Genomic DNA, 19,613 nt, shown 5'->3' on the forward strand with positions numbered 1-19,613 from the left:
TATTTGTTGGTATCAAAAGTGATACAAATGATTTATCTGGCCAAATTTATTTTTTCGCTTCTCTCTTTCTTAGCCTAAAACCGGACTGTGCTGTTGTATATCCTGAAAATAAAAAGCAGATATGTGTTGATTTTATAACAGTAGTTTAATCCTCCAATATATTTGGGATGTCCATTTTCTCGTGAAGGATTCTGATGATTTTTAGTTCATTTGGATCTGATACCTGATAAAATATAAAATATGCGATTTGAACTTTCGTCCTAAATAAATCTGTTTGATGTAATCTGAATTCATTTTTGTACTTATCCTAATAAGATTTAGCCTTAAGATACTCAAACCCCAGTTTATCCAATCCCTGTTGTATCTCCGGTGCCGACATAAAAAGATCCCACAACAACCCTGTTCGATAATTCTCGATCATCACCGGGATGGGTAACTGATCGATCGCCAGATAGCGCGGCGTGAACCAATCATTCTCCAGGCTGAACGCATCATAAGGTCCATACTCGCCGATCAACTCGGGATGGTCATCATAGAGAAAGTGCAGAAAGCGATTGCTTTCTTCCGGGGTGTAAGGAAATGAACTCAATGCGGCCGTGGGTGAGATCACGCACAAATCATTATCCGGGTTGTGACCGGCATAACCCTTGATCGAATAACTGGAGGTCAGCCCCCAGCACGAATCGCTGTAGCCTTCACATTCATTGGGATTATCCACGCAATACCGGTATTGGATAAGTGCATGATTTTGATTGAGTTTCCAAAAGTCGCCGTATTGATCTTTCAGACCTTGCGGGTTCAGTCCAAGATACGAATAATGTGCCCAAAACAGAGGACCCACCATACGGTCTGCGTTACCATAGTGGTACAGTACCTCCGGCAATCTATAGTGCTTATCGTTGCTCACCACTTTCCCATCCATCATAAAGCCTTCTTCGTAAACGGCTGCGTCTACCCCATGGGTCGGTGAGCTTGCTGCCAGCACATACATAATCAAGCACTCGTTATACCCATGGACGGGGAAGTTCATCTTCCATTCGTATTCCGGGGACCAGTGCCAGTACAGCACATTTTCACCCCTGGTGTACCATTTCCAGTCTACCCCCCGCCACAATTCATCCATTTTCTGCGCCAGTTCTTTTTCTTTCGCATTGCCTTTTTTAAAATACTGACGCGCTGTTAACAAACCTTGCACCAGGAAGGCAGTCTCCACCAAATCACCACCAATGTCGTATTTACTAAAAGGGGTCACTTTGCCATCGGGCATCCACCAGTGTGGCCAGGCACCGTGAAATCGGTCCGATGTAGCCAGCCAATTGGTGAGTTTTAACAGTCTTTCGTAGCCTTGTTCTCTGGTAATAAATCCCCGTTCTATTCCGACCAGTGTAGCCATGATTCCAAATCCGGTTCCACCTGAAGTTATGATGTCTTTTGGGTGGTTGGGATATACGTCGTCCATGTGAATCCTTTCCCGGGCGCCTCCTGATATGGGTTCGCCGCCTTCCCAGAAGTAATTGAAGGTTTGTTCCTGTACTTTGTCCAGGAGGCCGTGGTGTGACAAGGGTTTTTCAGCAATCTTGCGGTTGCAGGAGGGGAGGAATAATATAAATGCTACGAACAAGAGACAGTAGCCAAGTGTACAAAATGTACGATAAGGATCATTAATTCTTCTCTTGATTTTAATTAGCGGTGGTTTCACAGAGTCATCCGCATGGGACAACCGCGGATTAAAAAGATAGCCGACGGCCATTCGGCGACTGAAGTCGCCGCTACTTGGGCTACTGCAAATGTTGAAGTTCTGGGTGCTAAGAGATTTATTGATAGTAGTAGTTCCCTCTTCTTTCTCATTGGGATGATTCAACCGATAGTTCTTATTCATAGGTAAAGTTTAGTTTTTCTAATCCATTTTGTATTTCAGGGGCGCTCATAAACAGCTCCCACAGCAACCCCGTTCGGTAATTTTCGATCATGCAGATGATCGGCCCCTGATCGATCGCCAGATAGGAGTCGGCGACCCATTCCTCGCCGATGTTGAATGCATCATAGAATCCGTAATCACCCCACAACCGATCCCCCAATAGGTAATAAAAATGACGTAGGGCCTGCATGGATTCTTCCGGTGTGTATGGAAAGGAAGAGAGAGCCGCTGTCGGAGTGATCACGCCCCGGTCATTGGTGGGACTGTGGGCGGAATAGCCTCCTTTCTCATCACTGGCGGTCAGTCCCCAGCAATCTGCCGAATACCCAATAAAATGCTTTGGGTTCTCGATGCAGTAGGCCTGGTTGATGAACGTATGATTCTTATTCTGGCCCCAATAATCTGCATATTGATCCTTTAGGTTTCGGGGATCCATGCCCACGTAAGAATAGTGTGCAAAAAACAACGGTCCTCCCTTCTCGGGACCCAACGGAAGGGGGTATCCATAGTAGGTGTTCCCATTTTTCATTCCTCCCGAACGGGCATACCCTTCGTCATAAACGCTCTTATCAATGGTGTGGGTTGGTGATGAAGCAGCCAGGACATAGACGATTTGGGTCTCGTTGTGACCCCGAATGGGAAGATTGATTTCCCATTCGTAGTCCGGCGACCAGTGCCAGAACAGCACATTATCATCCGATTTGGTAAACCAGTCCCATTCGATGTTCCGCCACAGCATATTGATCTGATCGATTAACGCTCTTTCTTTGGAAAGATCAGGATCCAGATACTGCCGTACTGTCAAAACCCCTTGCGTGAGAAGGGCGGTTTCAACTAAATCTGCCCCGTTATCCTTCTGACTGAAAGGTCTGACCTTTCCTGTCTCGCCATTGAGCCAGTGGGGCCAAGCACCATGGAAGCGATCTGCTGATGCCAGGAAATTAAATATTTTTTGCCATCGTTTTACCGCTTCTTCCCGGGTGATAAATCCCCGTTCTACTGCAACGATCATGGCCATCAGACCAAACCCCGTCCCGCCCGTGGTCACGGTGTTGGCACTGCTGTTGCGCTCTCGGGCCATACCGCTGTTCGGTTCAGCGCCTTCCCAGAAATATTTGAATGTGTGTTTCTGTATCAAAGTAAGTAATGCTTCATCCGTTAGTTCCTGGAATTTATAGGTCGAATCCAGTTTTGTGAAGAGCTCATAAGTGACGGGGACAAAAGGACGACCGGTGTCCTCTGCCAGGTCGCCGGAAAAAGTCAATGTATAAGAGGTATAGTAAGGCAATGGATGGTCCGTAGTCAAGAGATAGGATGTGTCCGAAGTAGCGGTGAGTATAAGTGCCGCTGGTCCGGAGCCTGACCAGGATATATTGTTTTGCATCACAGACTCCGGCACAGGATGGGAAAGGATCAGGTCCAAGGCAGGTAGTAAAGCAATTCCGGCATTTCGTATTCCCCGGTCCAGAACGTCACCGTTTCTGGTTCTTAATGTCAACATTAACTCTCCTACGATGATCGAAAAAGTGAGGGTGTCTCCTGCAAAAGTACCTCCATCTTCCGCCGAAATTGCCGGGCTTAGAATGACGCTATATTTTTCTCCTTCTTTCCAGGAATCTGGGTTAGTCAGTGTTACTTCTGTTCGGTTCGTGGACCAGGAGACATTGGTCTCGATGGGACGGGATTCTTCGAGCACCCGAAAGTATTCTTCCGACTCAGCAACTACCGGTTTTGAAAATCCAACCACTATATTTCCATATGGTGCTACCGTGCTCCCGTGCAATATTGATTCTGCTCCGAGCCGGGCATATTGGATGGTTAGCGCGGGGGGCTCGGGCACCGGTACATCCTCTTTCTTGCATGAAATGAATGTACCAGCGAATAAGAAAACCAGGAGCCATATTTTGCGACGTCGCTGAGGTCGAATTTTTTTCTTGGTTCTCATTTCTGAAAAAATGTGACCTCTATGAGGTCGGTGTTTTCGATGAGACCATTCCATATGCCAACCATCAGCCTGATCAATATTGGATTCATTCTAACTTTTATTCAAATTTTATTTTTGTAATTAACCACTAACCATTAATAATCAACAATCAACAATCAACAATCAACAATCAACAATCAACAATCAACAATCAACAATCAACAATCAATATTTACTCCCCATTCATGATCTCCAATACATCATCCTGACTCAGAGCTTTATCAAAAATCTTCAATTCATCCAGAGCGCTCAGATCGGACAAATGATTCCATCCCGAGAACCGCGGGGCGCCCGACATGATGGACAGGATGTCACACCCTGTCCAGTCCAGACCTTCCAGGTCCTGTTCTTTGGCCAAATCGCCGTTAATGTATATCGCTGCTTTTTCCTGTGAAATGGTAAATGCGAAGTGTACCCAATCTCCGGTGGAAGGATCTACATCAGCAGCTTCGCCGCCATCCACCCAGGTATCTTTTTCCCCGTTGCCAACATTCAGCTTAAAACGTTGATTGTCGCCGGCTTTTTCACGGAAAAACCGGAATCCGGAGGTGCGGTTATTTTGCTTCGTTGGATAGTCCGCATTGTCAGCATCTTCCGGACCTATGACCAATATTCCGGCACGATCCGGATCTGCATTAATATTCATCCAAAAGGATGCGCTGAATTCATCATTCAAAAGACCGTCTGCCGGGAAGGTCAGGTAAGAATCGGCCGCTCCTTGGTACGCTTTACCTGCTTTCCCTTCTGTGAAACCGGGTGTGCCAATTACGGTTGCCGACGTTTTTGTAGCCAGATCTACATACTCCTCTTCGAAAGGCATATTGAATATCTCCCCGTATTTCGGTTCATAATCGTTGATGATTTCACCGGATTCTACAGCGATGATATCGCGGATTTCCTCGACGGCCAATGCCCGGTTGAATAATCGCAATTCGTCCATGTAGCTTTGATCCGATAGGTGGCTCCATCCGGTAAACCGGGGTGCTCCGGACATGATCGACAGAATATCACAGCCCGCCCAGTCAATCCCTGCAATATCTACTTCTTTGACTACTTGACCATTGATATAGACCGATGCTTTGTCCTCTGATATGGTAAAAGCCATGTGAGTCCATTCGTTCAGAGTAGGATCTACATCTGCAGCGGCACCGCCATCGACCCAGGTATCCGCTTCTCCATTTCCAACGTTGAGCTTGAATCGTTGCATGCCACCTGCATTTTCCCGGAAAAACCGAAATCCGGATTTCCTGTTGTTTTGTTTGTCTGGATTGTTGGGGTCGGGTGGGCCCATGACCAGAATTCCTGCGCGGTCTGGTACGGCATCCACTTTCATCCAGAATACGGCCGAGAAAGTTTCACTGTGAAACTGATCACCCGGCAGCGTCAGATAAGAACCTTCGGCTCCTGCGTAGGCATTTTGCCCATCTCCCATGATCACGCTTTCACCGGCAAATCCGGGGTTGCCCACAGTAGTAGCTGGCTGAAGGTTGACCAGATCAATATAATCTCCATTGAAAGGCATATAGAGCATCTCCCCCTCGTACAAAGACGTATACGGCGAGACCTTCTCAAAGTTCACAGTCTTTTCGGTGGTCTTTCCCGAAAGATCGCTTGCTTTGACGGTGAGTTCATGTGCGCCGTTGGTCAGGTTTTCATAGGTGTATGCTTCGCTGGCTCTCCGGTAATCTTTAAAATCAGAGAACGAAGCGATCTGACTTCCATCCATGAGAAGTTCAATCTCGCCGATCTCGATATCATCTTCTACTTCAAACTGAATCTCAATGGAAGTCACCTCTTCCAGCACACGAATCTGGGTTCCTTCTTGTGGATATTTCACATTCACTACCGGTGCCGTTTCATCGGGTCCCGGATTCACAGGTATGATGTCGTCGATGCCTTCATTGCAGCTGTAGAAAACAAAAAGAAGCGATAAAACCGATAAGAAATATTTAGTCATTTTCATTTTGTATGTTTTTTGTGTGAACACGGGAGTCTGTTATTTACTGAGTCCAGGTAATACATCCACCTGAGCTTGAGGATAGGGCAGATAGGCTTTATCTGCACTGAAGTCACGGCCTCCATAGCTTAATTCATCGTAATTTTCTGTCCGGAGCATATCGTAGTACCGGATACCCCACTCCATACCCAATTCGGCCAGCTTTTCGTCCAGGACTTGTGCGCTAGTGACCCCCGAAAGAGGTGTCATTCCGGCCCTTTCCCGCACGAGATTGACTGCTGCATCAGCTGTGATGGCCGTACTGGTGGCACCGCGGGTTAGTGCCTCGGCATGCATCAATAGTATCTCGGCGTATCGGATGACTTTCATATTTTGAGCATTGGCCCATGACTTTCGGCCGGGGGTGATCTGGTCTGAAGGAAGATAGTGTTTACCACTAGCAAATAGCGCGCGCGCGTAATCCAGAATGACATCTCCGGAAGGCGTTTCATTGGAAACCCAATCGGGCAAATCGGCATAATTGGGATCTTTTTTGATTTCTTCAATTCCTCTGGGCGTGAAGAGTACACTGGTCACTAGTCGTTCCCGATCCCCCCGGTCCAGCATAAATTTGATGTATTTGAGGCTGGGTTCATAAAATCCCCACCCCCCATTGATGCCTTCGACTTTGGGCTCCCATTTTTGAGGTCCAAAAAACGCGGTCAGGTAGGTGATCTGTGTGCCGGTTCCCTGGTCGAAGTCTGAATATTGAAACTGTAATAAATTTTCATCACTGAGTTCACCGGGCTTTTTGAACAACTGGTAGTAATCGGGATACAGTTTGAAAAGGCCTGAATTGATGATTTGCGAAGTGGCATCGGCTACACCCTGGTAATTTTCCAATTCCAGGTTGGCCAGAGCTTTGACTGCGAGTGCTGTATGCTTGGTAACACCGCCCGGTAAATCTGTGCGCTGGTTGGGGCGCATATCGGGAAGCAGAGGAATGGCAGCATTCATTTGATCGGCAATATACTGCATCACCTCTGTTTTGGGCTTTACTTCTGCGGTGAGCAGGTCCGATGGATTGGATGTTTCCGGGATGAATACATCACTCCACACTCGTGCTATGTTAAATAATAAATATGCATTGAGCACATCGATTTCGGCTTTGTATTGCGCCGCCGGATTACTTCCGGTGGCCTGCTCGGCGTAGAGATCGATTTGTTCTTTGGCAGCATTGCCATCAATGATGTCCGAATACATGGTCTGCCACAGTGAATTGTACATCCAGTAGCCTTTGTCATACCGAAATTTGTCGGTGTCGGCAAACGGTTGCTGGTCACCCAGTCCGCCATTATTGACATCGTCACCCCGGACAGAGATCAGTGGAAACTGCTCCCAGCCTCTCGACTGAAATGCAGCATATGCACCAATGAGGGGTGCATCCATCTCACTGGTATTGCTGTAGTCGATGGCTTCTTCGAAGGTGCGGTTCTCTGCTGGCCGGTCGAGACGGTCATGGCAGGAAAACATTATAAACAGTGCTGCTGTAGCGCAAAAAGAAATTAATATATTTTTCATCACTTGCGTGTTTTGTTGTGATTAAAATTTAACGTTCAATCCGACGGTGTATACGGAGGGGATGGGATAGGTCTGACGGTCTATGCCATCTGCTACCTCGGGATTGAATCCGTTATAGTCGAATATAGTCACCGGACGGTCGGCCGTCAGGGTCAGGGTCGTTTCAGGAAAATTACCACCCAATAGGGTAGTGCCCGGAACTGTATAGGACAGGGTCACATTTTGGATTCGGAAGAATGAGCCATCCTCTATGTAATAATCGCTCAAACTTTGGTTCCATCCTTTTCGCAATCCATTGGCGGAGGGGTATTTGTCAGAAGTGCCTTCTCCATGCCATCGATTGACAGCCAAATCTGCATCAAGATTGGTGTCATTGGTAAATATGTATTCGCCCCGTTTCCGGTTTAATATAGAATTCCCCGATTGGCCGATAAAGTTCGCCGATAGGTTGAAGCTTCTAAAAGACATGCCCAGATTAAATCCGTACATCAAATCGGGGAAATACGATCCCAGAATCACCCGGTCTTCACCATCCATCACGCCATCCCCATTTTGATCTTTAAATTTCAGATCGCCCGGTTCCAGATTGTTGTCCTTAGCGATGGGATCCGCTTCGATTTCTGATTGATTCTGATAAACGCCGGTCACTTCACGGCCGAAAAAGGCCAGAACGGGTTGCCCCACGATGGATCGTTGTCGGAATTCGGCCGATCCGCCATCTATGTATGGCTGGCCAAAGAGATCCCGGACTTCATTTTTCAGGGTGGATATATTTCCTCCGATCTGATAGTTCCAGTCGTCGGATATTTTGTCCGTCCAGTTGAGCGCCAGTTCAAATCCTGCGTTGCGTATCACACCCACGTTTCTTAAAACCGTACCACCGATTAGCGGGATTCCAACCCGGATCGCAGCATTTTTAGTGTCCCGGGTATAGTAATCCGCGTCCACCGTCATGCGACTATCCATTAAATTAGCGGTCAACCCAAAATTCAATTCTTCAACGACTTCCCATCTTAGGGAAGAGAATACATTGGAGGTTTGCGTGCCTGGAACCATCTGTCCGCCGAAGACCGTATTGACCACCTGAGTCGTCCGGGCACCATCAGAAGCTTGTATATTGTCATTGCCCAGTTCGCCCCAACTTCCCCTCAGCTTCAGATAATCGATGCCCGCAACGTCAAAAAAGTCTTCCTGCGAGAGTACCCAGCCGGCACCAACGGTCGGAAAGTAGCCCCATTTTTGCTGGTATTTTGAGCTTCCATCAGCTCGGAACGTACCATATAATAAGTATTTGTGATCAAAATTATACGAAAGTCTTCCAAAATAAGACATCCCATATTGATGACTTCCTCCATCTCCCACAGCATCGACGACGATGGTCTCAGCCTGGTCAATGTACCAGGCCTCTTCGCGATCAGTCGGGAAGTTCCGAGCCGATGCTCCAAGCTGCGAGTATGCCTCATCACGGTAGGATGCGCCACCCATTATGGTCAGCCCGTGTGCGCCGTACTGATCTTTAAACGTCAATATGTTATCCCATATTTGGTTCGAAAAGGTGGACCAGGTTCGTCTGATTCCTGCATCCGGATTTTGAAATCCGGGACTGCTAAAATAAGGCAGGTCAACATTGCGAAGATCCAATGCGGTGAAATTATGATTGTACGTGGTCTTGAACGAAAGTTTATCCGGGATCAGATCAACTTCTACGTAAAAGTTAGCGAGTAGCTTTCGTATTTTTTCTTTATTGTCATTGTATTCCATAGCCGGAAAAGGATTTTGACCTCCTCGGTATCCAAGGTACTGGGCACTGGCATACGGATCGGGGAAAGCGTTGGGGATCTGTTCATCCAACACGGGAAGGATGGGTACAGCCAGATAGGCTCGGAACCAAGCTGTGTTCTCCGGAGAATACTTGGTTCCGTTACTCAGTATCATATTCCCGCCCAGGTTCAGCCAGTCCAGTGCCTGGTAATCGACCTTGGATCTTAGGTTAAATCGTTGGTATTCGTTTTTCATATCGAGGATACCGTCCTGGCCAAAAAAATTGGCGCCAAGAGCATAGGTGGCACTGGATCCACCGCCGGTAACATTAATGCTGTGATTTTGGATGGGCGCCGGACGGATGATTTTACTGTACCAGTCCGTATTCACATCGGGTATATTGGGGTCTACTCTGCTGCGGCCATACCGCTGCATGGCATTGAGGATAAACTGGTAATCCGGGAACCGATCCGGATCCAATTCCGAGATGATTTGTGTAAATTGTTGGGAGTTCGCCATTTTCATTACGTTGTTGGCTACCTGCACCCCGTAGTATCCATTGTAGGTGATCTGGGCAGGCTGGTCTTGCCGGCCTGATTTCGTCTCGATAAGAACCACACCATTCGCTGCGCGCACCCCATATATAGCTGCTGCAGACGCATCTTTGAGCACCGAGATGGTAGCGATGTCTGAAGTGTTCAGAAAGTCGATGTTATCGAAAAACATGCCATCCACTACATACAGAGGAGCTTCGTTGTTGCCACCTGGATAAGAACCGATGCCTCGCACCCGGACTTGTGGGGCACTTCCGGGTGCGCCACTACTGACGATTTGCATGCCGGCAACTTTCCCTTGGAGTGATTGCATGGCCTGGCCAGTAGGGGTTTTCATGATCTCTTCTGAGCTAACCGTAGTAATCGATGAAGTCAGATCTTTTTGCTTTTGCGTGCCGTACCCCACGACAATGATTTCTTCCAACATCTGATTGCCCGACTCCATGCTAAAATCAAGTTGGGTTTCTACACCCAGTTGGTATAAAATGGGGTCATACCCTATATAGCTGATCTGGATTGAATCGCCGGGTTGTGCCACCAATTCATAGTTTCCGTCAAAGTCGGTCTGTGTGCCTGATCCGGTTCGTAGAATGAGGATGTTGACACCGATCAGTGGTTCCCCCGAATCTCCGGCGGTGACCTGACCGGTATAAGTGATTTCATCCTGTGCAAGAAGAGATGGCGTCAGAATCCAAAAAAAGAACCCAATAAAAAAGAACGGTAAAAATCTTTTCGGTTTCATATGATTTAAATTTTAATCACAAAGAGAATGAGGCTTAAATATAAGTTAAAAACGATACCCAAGCAGGATTCGTCCACTTAGTTGACCTCACAAATACCTCATCATTCTTTTAAAACCACCATTATGTGGTCGTTTTATTAGTCTGTAAGTGGTTGATATACAACCTAATGTGGGTGTTGTTGGTAGTCGTGGTAAAAAATGGGGAAATCAGAACCTCATCAAATGCTCTGAAAGATTGATATCGGATGACAGGTTCATTTTTTTACGCAAGCGGTATCTTTTGTTTTCTACCGACCGAACGGAAATCTGTAAAACGGGAGCAATTTCCTTAGAAGACATATTCATTCGGATGTAGGCAGCTAGTCGGAGGTCCCCGGGGGTGATGTTGGGGTAAGTTTCTTTGAATCGGTCCAGGAAATCTTCATGGACCTCTGCAAAATTTCGATCAAATATTTCCCAGGATTCATCGCTTCTCAGATTTCGATCGATTAATTTGATGGCTTTGCCTTTTACATTTTGAACGGAATCGGACCGCGAACTTTCTTTTTTTATGACTGCTTTGAGTTCGTTGAGCATTTTGTTTTTCTGGACCATGGTTATTGCCGTATTGGCCAACATTTTGGTTTTGTAAGCTAATTCGTGTTCCAGCTTCTCCGTTTTAGCTTTTATTCGTTCTGCTTCCAATGCCCGTTCCTTCTCTTTGAGTAATTTTTGTTTTTCTGACTTCAGACGTTTTTTGTTGCGTTCGTTCACGAGCCAGACCAGCAGTCCGCAGAACCCCAGTAAGGTCAACACGCCAGGCCAGGATTCGTACCAGTGCGGTGGAATAGTAAACGTGTAAAGATGGTGCGTGTTTTTTTCATTCGAGCGGATATCCAGGTGGTAGATGCCGTGATTCAATTGTTTAAAATCCAGCGTCCCATCAGGAGGGATGGGGTTCCAATTCTGATCGTAGGGTGTAAGTCGGTACTGTACATTGTTTTCTTTTTTCAAAAAGCCATTCGCATTGCCCAATTGAAAAACAAGACTATTGTCATTTGGATTGAATTCCGGATTCTGTTCCGTCTGATCGATGAGACGCCCGTTTACCAGGGCATAATCCAGGGCAATCACGGATTGGTTATCGGATGGACTAGTAGTTGGGAGCTGTTGTTTTACATACCCTTCTTCGATGCTTTTGATTACTATGTTTTTACTGGGGAAATAAGCGATGAGCCGACTCTGTTCGGAATTATTATTGATGGGTTTGAGAATATGGTATCGGGTCTTATCACCCATCCTCTGATCGATCAAGGCTTGGAAGGAAGAAGAAATATTTTCAATCGATCCATGCTGGCCTATTTCATAAAAAGCGGAATCAATTTGGACGAGCATGGAATCCTGGAAGGAAAGAAGTCCCAAGGTGTTATTTCCCATGTGAGCTTCCAGATTCTGGAACGTTTTACGATAGACCATCTGGTGGCTATCAAGGTCAAGGTGATAAAATACCAGGCCAAAATAGGGATGGAGCCCGACTACTTTTCCGGACTTGTATATAAACCGGTCCACGAGTTTATCCGTACCGGATATCCGGGTGGGGTTCTGCCAAAGACCGTCCTGTTTTTCCAGCAGAACCAGACCGTTGTAGGTGGATTGGAGGAGTTGATGATCATTGATCAGCTGCATATACAGTCCACCGGTAATGGATGATACCAGAAGGAACCGGTCATCAACCAGTTGCAGCGTACCTGAATTGTGCCCGCACAAAAGGTCGCCACCTGCGAGGATCAGATCCCAGGCCTGGCCTTGTGATCCCGGGACTAATTCAAATTCCTTCTGGTCATTGGATACAAAGACTCCTTGGTTGGTCCCCACGTAAAATCGATTTTGATAGTAGGCCGCCGTAAAAACAGTGCCAAGTTTTCCTTCGATATCGTAATAGTACAAATCGGGTTCCTGGACTTTAAGAATGTTGATTCCTATATTCAGACCGATGCACAATGCCCCGGTCCGTGTTTCATACAAGGAAAGTACAGTGTTGTTGGCTAGGCCGTTTTTTTTGTTGAGGTGGTGTTTTACGTTTTTGAAATCATTTGTTATAAATACACCGTTTTGTATGGTGCCGATAGCATAATCTCCATTTTTGAGTCGGATGAGTTCATTGATTTGATCTGCTTTTAGTCGATCATTCAGATCATTGGTGAGGGGTATTGCGAGGGAATCATTTAAGAAGAACAAACCTTCATTCCGTGTGGCGATAACCAGCTGTTGATCGTTGAATTTTTCAAAACCGGTGATGACGGCGTCTTCCGGCAAATTCCGGGGCTGAACGGTGTGTTCTGTGTGTTCTTCAAATCGGTAGAATCCATTATTGATCTGAGGAACCCACAACTGGCTATCAATCCATTGTCCAAACATGATGTTGTCATGCGGGGTGTACAGATCTAAATCATCTCCGTCATAAAACAACATGATGGAAAACGATTGAAATAGAATTTGATCCTGATCACCTGTGATATGCCATATTTCTTCTTCTGTACCCTGAAGAATTTTCTGACCTATTTCTACAAAGACCGGTTGACTTGGATCCGAACGGTCGATGTATCCGATGGTTTCGAATCCTCCAGCATAGATCCGGTCATCGAAACCCCGGAAAATACTGCGTGGTACCCGGTGATTGGGCAGGTGGACCATCTGCCAGTTCATGCCGTTGTAGATCATGATGCCTTCTGTGTTTGCCACATACAGATTGCCGGCATCATCTTCTGCAAAGCCCCAGTTTTTATTTCCACCCTGGTAATCACTTCGGTCAAAACTTAGGATAGCCGGGATCTCCTGGGCGTGAAGTTGGCTTTCAGGTATTAAGGGAGCTATGATTACTAGTATAGCACAGAAGAGAATGCTGATCTTTGGATGGTAAATATGTGATACAAGCTGCATTACTTTTCTGACGTTGGCACGATGAAAGTTAAGGAAAAAATCAAGAATTTAGATTGAACAGATCCTTCTCCTTTATAATCTTTTGGGTGACGTATGAGATTCGTATTACTCTATTGCCCGATGATCTCGCAGATTTTCGCAGAAATTGCGCCTCACATAGCGGTATTGTCTGCGTTGATCTGTATGGTCTGTCGGAAAAATCGCACAATCCACAATTTTATTATCATCAGGATCAACAGTAATCAGGTCCCATTTATAATATTTATCAAATTGCAATTTTTTCTTTTTTGCCAGGTGGCTGATTTCAACGAATCCAACCTGGATGACCCATTCCGATTGAAAAGTGGATGAGTTTTACATCAAACCTTTACCCCAAATGCCAGCTCTCGGGCCAGAAAAAGATCAGCAACAGACCGACCATAATAGAGAGAGTCATCGTAATTCCTATCCATTTGGTAAGTTGTTTGTTCCCCACTAGTGCGGCCAGTACAATTTTGAACGCCAGGTTGGAAAGCACACCGGTCATGATAAGCCGCCAGCCCAGCTCCGTATCGAGGCCACTTCTCACAGAGTGGGCAAGGGAAAGCGTGATGGCATCTTTGTTGGCCAGTCCGCCAATAACAGACACGTAGTACAATCCGCTGTCACCAAATTCTTGCTCAGCAAAAGCCACAGCTAGTATAATTATACCATATAGTAAGCCAAAAATTAATGCGCTTTTGAATTGAGCCGGATTCTCGGGTTCAGGCATGTGTTCCTCCTGGTTGTTTTTATAAATAGTATAGTACAGCCCCACGGACAAGAGGATCATAAAAACAAAAAGAACCAATAAAGGAAGAATCAGAAAGGGCAATTCATTGGGGGCGACGACGCTGATCTCAACAATCACTCGAATCATGGAAACCGTCACTGCTGTGAGTATTACGAACGCTGAAACCGAACTTATACTGTGGTTGTTGGCCGAATACCGGGCGTAGCTCACGGTCGTTGCCGTACTGCTTATGATGCCACCGAGGATCCCATTGGCGAGCATTCCGACTTTCTTACCCAGCCACTTATATACAAAGTAACCGAGAATGCTGATGCCTACAATGAGGATAACCATGAGCCAAATCTCGTGTGGATTGAGAACGTCCAGCGCACCATAGGTCTTGTCCGGTAAAATCGGTAGTATGACCAGTGAGATAGCAGCAAAGGTCATGATCGCTGAAAGATCCTTGTCTTTTAGATTGTGTATAAAATTGTGAAGGGTTTCCTTGATGTATAGTAGAATGACCAGAGTGCCGCCCGTCAGGACGCCGATAATGCGGTCACCCAGTACGAGGTACACCCCGATGGCATACATTAGGAGAACGGCGATTTCAGTGGTTTTGCCGATACCGGGGTCGTCCTGAGTGTGAATTTTCATAAAGTTCGAAGTCACCATCAATCCTGTAATGGCTATGGCTAAAGCAGGGATCAAGTAAGGATTCTCAAAATCACGGGTGATAAAACCGCTGATCGCGCCAAGAATAGCGATGAGAGTGAAGGTTCGGACGCCGGCCATTTCATGGTTGCTTTTCTCGCGTTGTAGACCAACGAGAAGTCCCAGTCCAAATGCAATGCCCAATGTAATGAGGTCTTCATAATTCATATCGTTTACTAAGATATAAGGAAAATTGAATACCTGAATATCTATTTGTTTATAACTTTTCTTCTAAAATATGATTTCTCTATTGTGATGCACATTAATACGATCTTTGAAGTGGTTTGTAAGTTCTGATTTTCGACCGAGAATTTGATGAGATCGGTAACGTACACAGAAGTTTTAAGTTTATTTTCATTATAAAATCAAATTATCGTATAATAGCGAATTCGAAGACTTAATCAATGAAAATTTGAAGCAGCAGAACCATTCTTCCAGCGCGATTACAAAATGGCTTGCCTACCTGGGACCCGGCATTATTACGGCCGCTTTGGTGTTTGGGCCGGGCAGCCTGACCATTACTTCCAAACTGGGAGCAGTGTATCAATATCAGCTGGTGTGGGTTATTGTGGCCTCCACAATTTTGATGATGACTTTCACCAGCATGGGGGCTCGAATAGGAATTGCAACGAAAGGCTCCTTGCTGGACACGTTTCGTCATCGCTGGGGAAACTGGGCGGCCTGGGGAACCGGTATCGGGATATTCCTGGTTACCGCCTCGTTTCAGGCAGGGAATTCGGTGGGTGCCGGGATCGCTTTTGCAGAAACATTCGGAACCGCTGCTGCGCCCTGGATCGTATTGGTGGTCGTACTGGGTATATCGCTTTTGTTTTTCAAATCATTTTATAAAATATTGGAAAAGGTGATGATCGCCATGGTGGGTATCATGCTGATCTCCTTCTTATTTACATTAATTATCACCCGGCCAAATCTGTGGCAGGTCGTTCAGGGATTGGTGCCCGGGATTCCATCCGGTTCGCTCATGCTCGTGGTTGCGCTGGTTGCGTCCAGTTTTTCCATCGCCGGTGCATTTTACCAGTCTTACCTGGTTCAGGAAAAAGGCTGGCAAAAGCATCAGGTCAAGCGGGTGGTCAAAGAAAGTTTTACAGGTATTTTGGTGTTGGGGTGTATTTCGGGGATGATTCTGATCAGCGCAGGAGCCGTACTTTATCCACAGGGCATCGAAGTGACGTCGGCGTCTGATATGGGACTGGCACTGGAACCCCTGTATGGGACCTGGGCTACCTCTCTATTTATGGTCGGCTTATTTGGGGCCTCGTTCTCGTCTCTAATAGGTAATGCGACCATCGGAGGAACCTTATTTTCAGATGCCTTATCCATGGGGCGCGATTTGAGCAGTCGGTCGGTACGCATATCGATTTCCATGATTATGATTATTGGAGCTGCTGTAGCTATCGTATTTGGTCGTTTGCCCCTGGAGTTGATTATCTTTGCACAAGGGGTCACCATCTTTGTAGTGCCTTTCATCGGGCTGGGAATATTTCTGCTGGCCAATGACCGGACAGTAATGGGTGAGTTGGTAAATACACGAGGCAATAATATCCTGGGCGGTATTGGACTCCTGGTGTTGTTCGCTCTCGCTATTGGTAATTTTATTAAAATATTTTTATGAAAACAATACAAGAATTGAACGAGCGTCTTTCACAGCCTTCAGAACGGTTGATTCGTGATTTTGAAAAAATAGACGGCGATATTATGATTCTCGGGGTGGGGGGCAAAATGGGACCCAGCCTGGCTGAACTCGCTGTACGGGCTTCGAAAAAAGGAAAAAATTCCAAACGAATTATCGGAGTATCCCGGTTTTCGGATGCGACGCTAAAAGAAGATCTGGAGAAGATCGGTGTAGAGACGATAACTGCAGATCTCTTGGAAGAGGATGAATTGCAGGCATTGCCCGAAGTGGACAATGTGATTTATATGATCGGGAAAAAGTTTGGAACGGGTGGAAATGAACACTTGACCTGGGCCATGAACGCTTATTTGCCGGGCCGCGTGGCTGAAAAATTTCGCAATTCCCGGATTGTGGTGTTTTCATCTGGCAATATATACCCGTATGTTCCGGTTCTGTCCGGTGGAGCCACAGAATCTACCCCGCCGGATCCACGGGGTGAATATGCTCAGTCCTGTCTGGGCCGGGAGCGGATTTTTGAACATTTTTCGCACCGATATGAGATACCGATGCTTATATATCGATTGAACTACGCAGTGGAGATGCGGTATGGAAATTTGTTGGAAATAGCGACTGCGGTTAACCAGCAAAAGCCAATCAATCTTCGGTTGGGTCATATGAATGTGATCTGGCAGGGGGATGCGAATGAGATTGCTATCCGTTCATTACTGCATTGTTCCACCCCGCCTAAACTACTTAATGTAACCGGACCTGAAACGATTTCCATTCGTTGGGTAGCCGATGAATTTGGCCGGAAGCTGGGTAAGAAACCGATAATAAATGATCAAGAGGCACCGGACGCTTTATTAAACAATGCCGCTCATTCACATCAGTTATTTGGCTATCCGTCTGTATCACTCACCGAAGTGATGGACTGGACTGCAGATTGGGTGCAAAATGAAGGGGAGACCCTGGGTAAGCCCACACATTTCCAGCAGCGATCGGGCAAGTTTTGATTTATTATATAAATGGGGTTGGTGGTATAAGTGTAAGATAAAAAACATGGACTATGTTGAAAGATGATATAAGAACCCTTCTCCATGAAGGGACTGTGATTCCTGCCCATCCACTGGCGTTGACGGCTGACCGGAAACTGGATGAAGCACGGCAGCGGTTGTTGACCCGGTATTACATTGAGAGTGGCGCCGGAGGTGTAGCGGTGGCCGTACATTCCACCCAATTCGAGATCAGAAATGATGATGTCGGTCTGTTGGAACCGGTGTTGCGGCTGGCTGTGGAAGAAATCGATAAAGCGCAGCTGAACCGACCATTTGCAAAAGTGGCCGGGATCGTAGGACCCACGGATCAGGCTGTTCAAGAAGCTGAATTAGCCAAAAATCTCGGATACGATTTAGGGTTGCTGAGTATGGGCGGACTCAATGATTATTCGGAAGATGAATTGATTCACCGCGCAAAAAAAGTGGGCGAAATTATCCCGATATTCGGGTTTTATCTTCAACCGGCAGTAGGTGGGCAAGTACTTTCCTATGAGTTTTGGAAAAAATTTGCAGAAATACCTGCTGTGCAAGCCATTAAGATGGCGCCGTTTGACAGATATCAGACCCTGGATGTGGTCCGGGCGGTGTGTAACTCGTCGAGGTGGGAGGAAATTGCCCTCTACACTGGTAACGATGACAACATCATTGCGGATTTATTGACCACCTACGCCATGCCGGTGAATGGAGAAATCCGAAAGAAGAAAATCGTTGGTGGCCTACTCGGACACTGGGCGGTCTGGACCCAAAAAGCGGTCGAACTGCTCGAAGAGATCAAAGAAATACGCGCGGCTAAGGCGGGTATTCCGGAAGAGATGCTTACACGAAACATCGATGTGACCGATGCCAATGCGGTGCTGTTTGATGTAGCTCATGATTTTCATGGCTGTATTCCTGGAATTCACGAAGTATTGCGTCGGCAAGGATTGCTGGAAGGCACCTGGTGCCTGAACCCGGATGAAAATCTCTCACCGGGACAATCCGAAGAACTGGACCGGATTTATCGGGATTATCCGGATTTGAATGATGATGACTTTGTGCGGCAGTTTTTGGAAAATCAGGAGGCGGGCTAAGCCGGTGTTTAAAAATACCGGCTGTATTTCGCGGGTGTTCGCAGAAAATGCGCTGAGTTTGGTGTGGGGCATTTACAATGTGACCCGCACCTTCAGATCTGGCAATATAAAGATGATATCTCTGAACCACCTACACCGCTCAAAAAGCACTAGTCTCAGCGAGTTAACAAACTAAATCCCGGAAATTCACATTCCAGCACATCCCACCCGACACATTCCAACCGTTTGTAAACGTTTTCTAGTTTCATCTTGCCTTTCCCGCTAAATGAAATTGGATCAGGATTGCCCTCCGGAATGGCAATGTAATTCACTTCGAAAGTAGCATGTGCAATTTGCAGATCATCCGTAATGTCTACAGAGACTATTTCAAATTCGTGGATTTTCACACTGGACCAGGCATTGATAAAATTCTTAATATTCCGGATGGCCTTTTCTTTATCTATGATGGGGCTGAGTTGCAGATTGAGGTTTTCGTTAAAGTACCAGTCGTCCGTATCGACTTCCTTCAATAATGTCCAGGTAATGAATTCTTTCACTGCCTGCTTCACATCATGTTCGTGATTGGGGTGAAACTCTTCATAAATAAAGCAGGTCATCATTCCTTCGATGGAGAGATCATCGATGGTTTCCTGGAACAATTCCTCCGTGATAAACCGGTACATCTCGCGTTCTTCCACTTCGCAGATAGCATCAATCGACAGATTGTTTTCATGGAGCTTTAAGTACAGCTCTTCCAATGCGCTTCCCATATCGCTATCTTTGATTTTATTTTCAGGGATCCAGTCCGGACGTCCTATTCGGTCATACACCGTCGTTTGTTTCCTTTCAGCAAACTGCTTCTCAAAGGCCATTACATTTTTTAGAAACTGATTCTCCACATCCGGTGGAATATCGGATTCGCCGCCAAACCTACCCCCAAATTCTGTTGAAATTTTTGATTTCAGATCATTGTTTTCCCGCTGGATGTCTTTTTTGGATTTATTTTTGTCCTTCAT

At 46.3% G+C, this 19,613-nt stretch carries 11 protein-coding genes; 3 read left to right on the plus strand and 8 right to left on the minus strand.

The genetic code is table 11. From position 1 onward, the window contains the following. Window positions 1–307: 307 nt before the first annotated feature. From KUV50_RS11010 to KUV50_RS11040, 7 genes are all read right to left on the minus strand, one after another. Window positions 308–1,879 (minus strand): glucoamylase family protein, encoded by a 1,572-nt coding sequence (locus tag KUV50_RS11010; RefSeq protein ID WP_222580197.1) that lies wholly within the window; start codon window positions 1,877–1,879, stop codon window positions 308–310. Continuing rightward, window positions 1,872–3,863, minus strand: coding sequence for a glucoamylase family protein (locus KUV50_RS11015; protein WP_222580198.1), 1,992 nt, complete (start codon window positions 3,861–3,863; stop codon window positions 1,872–1,874). Before KUV50_RS11015 ends, KUV50_RS11010 begins: the two co-directional genes overlap by 8 nt. Window positions 3,864–4,074: 211 nt before the next feature. Beyond that, window positions 4,075–5,865 (minus strand): LamG-like jellyroll fold domain-containing protein, encoded by a 1,791-nt coding sequence (locus KUV50_RS11020; protein WP_222580199.1) that lies wholly within the window; start codon window positions 5,863–5,865, stop codon window positions 4,075–4,077. Window positions 5,866–5,898: 33 nt separating this feature from the next. After that, window positions 5,899–7,419 (minus strand): RagB/SusD family nutrient uptake outer membrane protein, encoded by a 1,521-nt coding sequence (locus KUV50_RS11025; protein ID WP_222580200.1) that lies wholly within the window; start codon window positions 7,417–7,419, stop codon window positions 5,899–5,901. A 21-nt stretch (window positions 7,420–7,440) separates the two neighbouring features. After that, window positions 7,441–10,476: a SusC/RagA family TonB-linked outer membrane protein gene (locus KUV50_RS11030; RefSeq protein WP_222580201.1), complete on the minus strand. Its 3,036-nt coding sequence runs from the start codon at window positions 10,474–10,476 to the stop codon at window positions 7,441–7,443. 207 nt (window positions 10,477–10,683) lie between these two features. Beyond that, window positions 10,684–13,395: a LuxR C-terminal-related transcriptional regulator gene (locus KUV50_RS11035; protein WP_222580202.1), complete on the minus strand. Its 2,712-nt coding sequence runs from the start codon at window positions 13,393–13,395 to the stop codon at window positions 10,684–10,686. 367 nt (window positions 13,396–13,762) lie between these two features. Beyond that, window positions 13,763–15,028: an MgtC/SapB family protein gene (locus KUV50_RS11040; protein WP_222580203.1), complete on the minus strand. Its 1,266-nt coding sequence runs from the start codon at window positions 15,026–15,028 to the stop codon at window positions 13,763–13,765. 244 nt (window positions 15,029–15,272) lie between these two features. Between KUV50_RS11040 and KUV50_RS11045 the strand changes: the two genes are divergently transcribed. The 3 genes from KUV50_RS11045 to KUV50_RS11055 are packed head-to-tail and all read left to right on the plus strand — an operon-like array spanning window position 15,273 to window position 18,618. Beyond that, window positions 15,273–16,493, plus strand: coding sequence for an Nramp family divalent metal transporter (locus KUV50_RS11045; protein WP_222580204.1), 1,221 nt, complete (start codon window positions 15,273–15,275; stop codon window positions 16,491–16,493). After that, complete coding sequence (locus KUV50_RS11050) at window positions 16,490–17,506, plus strand: NAD-dependent epimerase/dehydratase family protein (protein WP_222580205.1); 1,017 nt, start codon at window positions 16,490–16,492, stop codon at window positions 17,504–17,506. The genes KUV50_RS11045 and KUV50_RS11050 overlap by 4 nt, the downstream gene beginning before the upstream one ends. Window positions 17,507–17,559: 53 nt before the next feature. Further along, the gene (locus tag KUV50_RS11055) at window positions 17,560–18,618 is read left to right on the plus strand and encodes a dihydrodipicolinate synthase family protein (protein WP_222580206.1); all 1,059 of its coding nucleotides are present in this window, start codon (window positions 17,560–17,562) and stop codon (window positions 18,616–18,618) included. A gap of 155 nt (window positions 18,619–18,773) precedes the next feature. Here KUV50_RS11055 and KUV50_RS11060 read toward each other — a convergent pair whose 3' ends face one another. Further along, the gene (locus tag KUV50_RS11060; protein ID WP_222580207.1) at window positions 18,774–19,613 is read right to left on the minus strand and encodes a hypothetical protein; all 840 of its coding nucleotides are present in this window, start codon (window positions 19,611–19,613) and stop codon (window positions 18,774–18,776) included.

The organism is Membranihabitans marinus (assembly GCF_019802045.1).
GTDB lineage: Bacteria > Bacteroidota > Bacteroidia > Chitinophagales > Saprospiraceae > Membranihabitans > Membranihabitans marinus_A.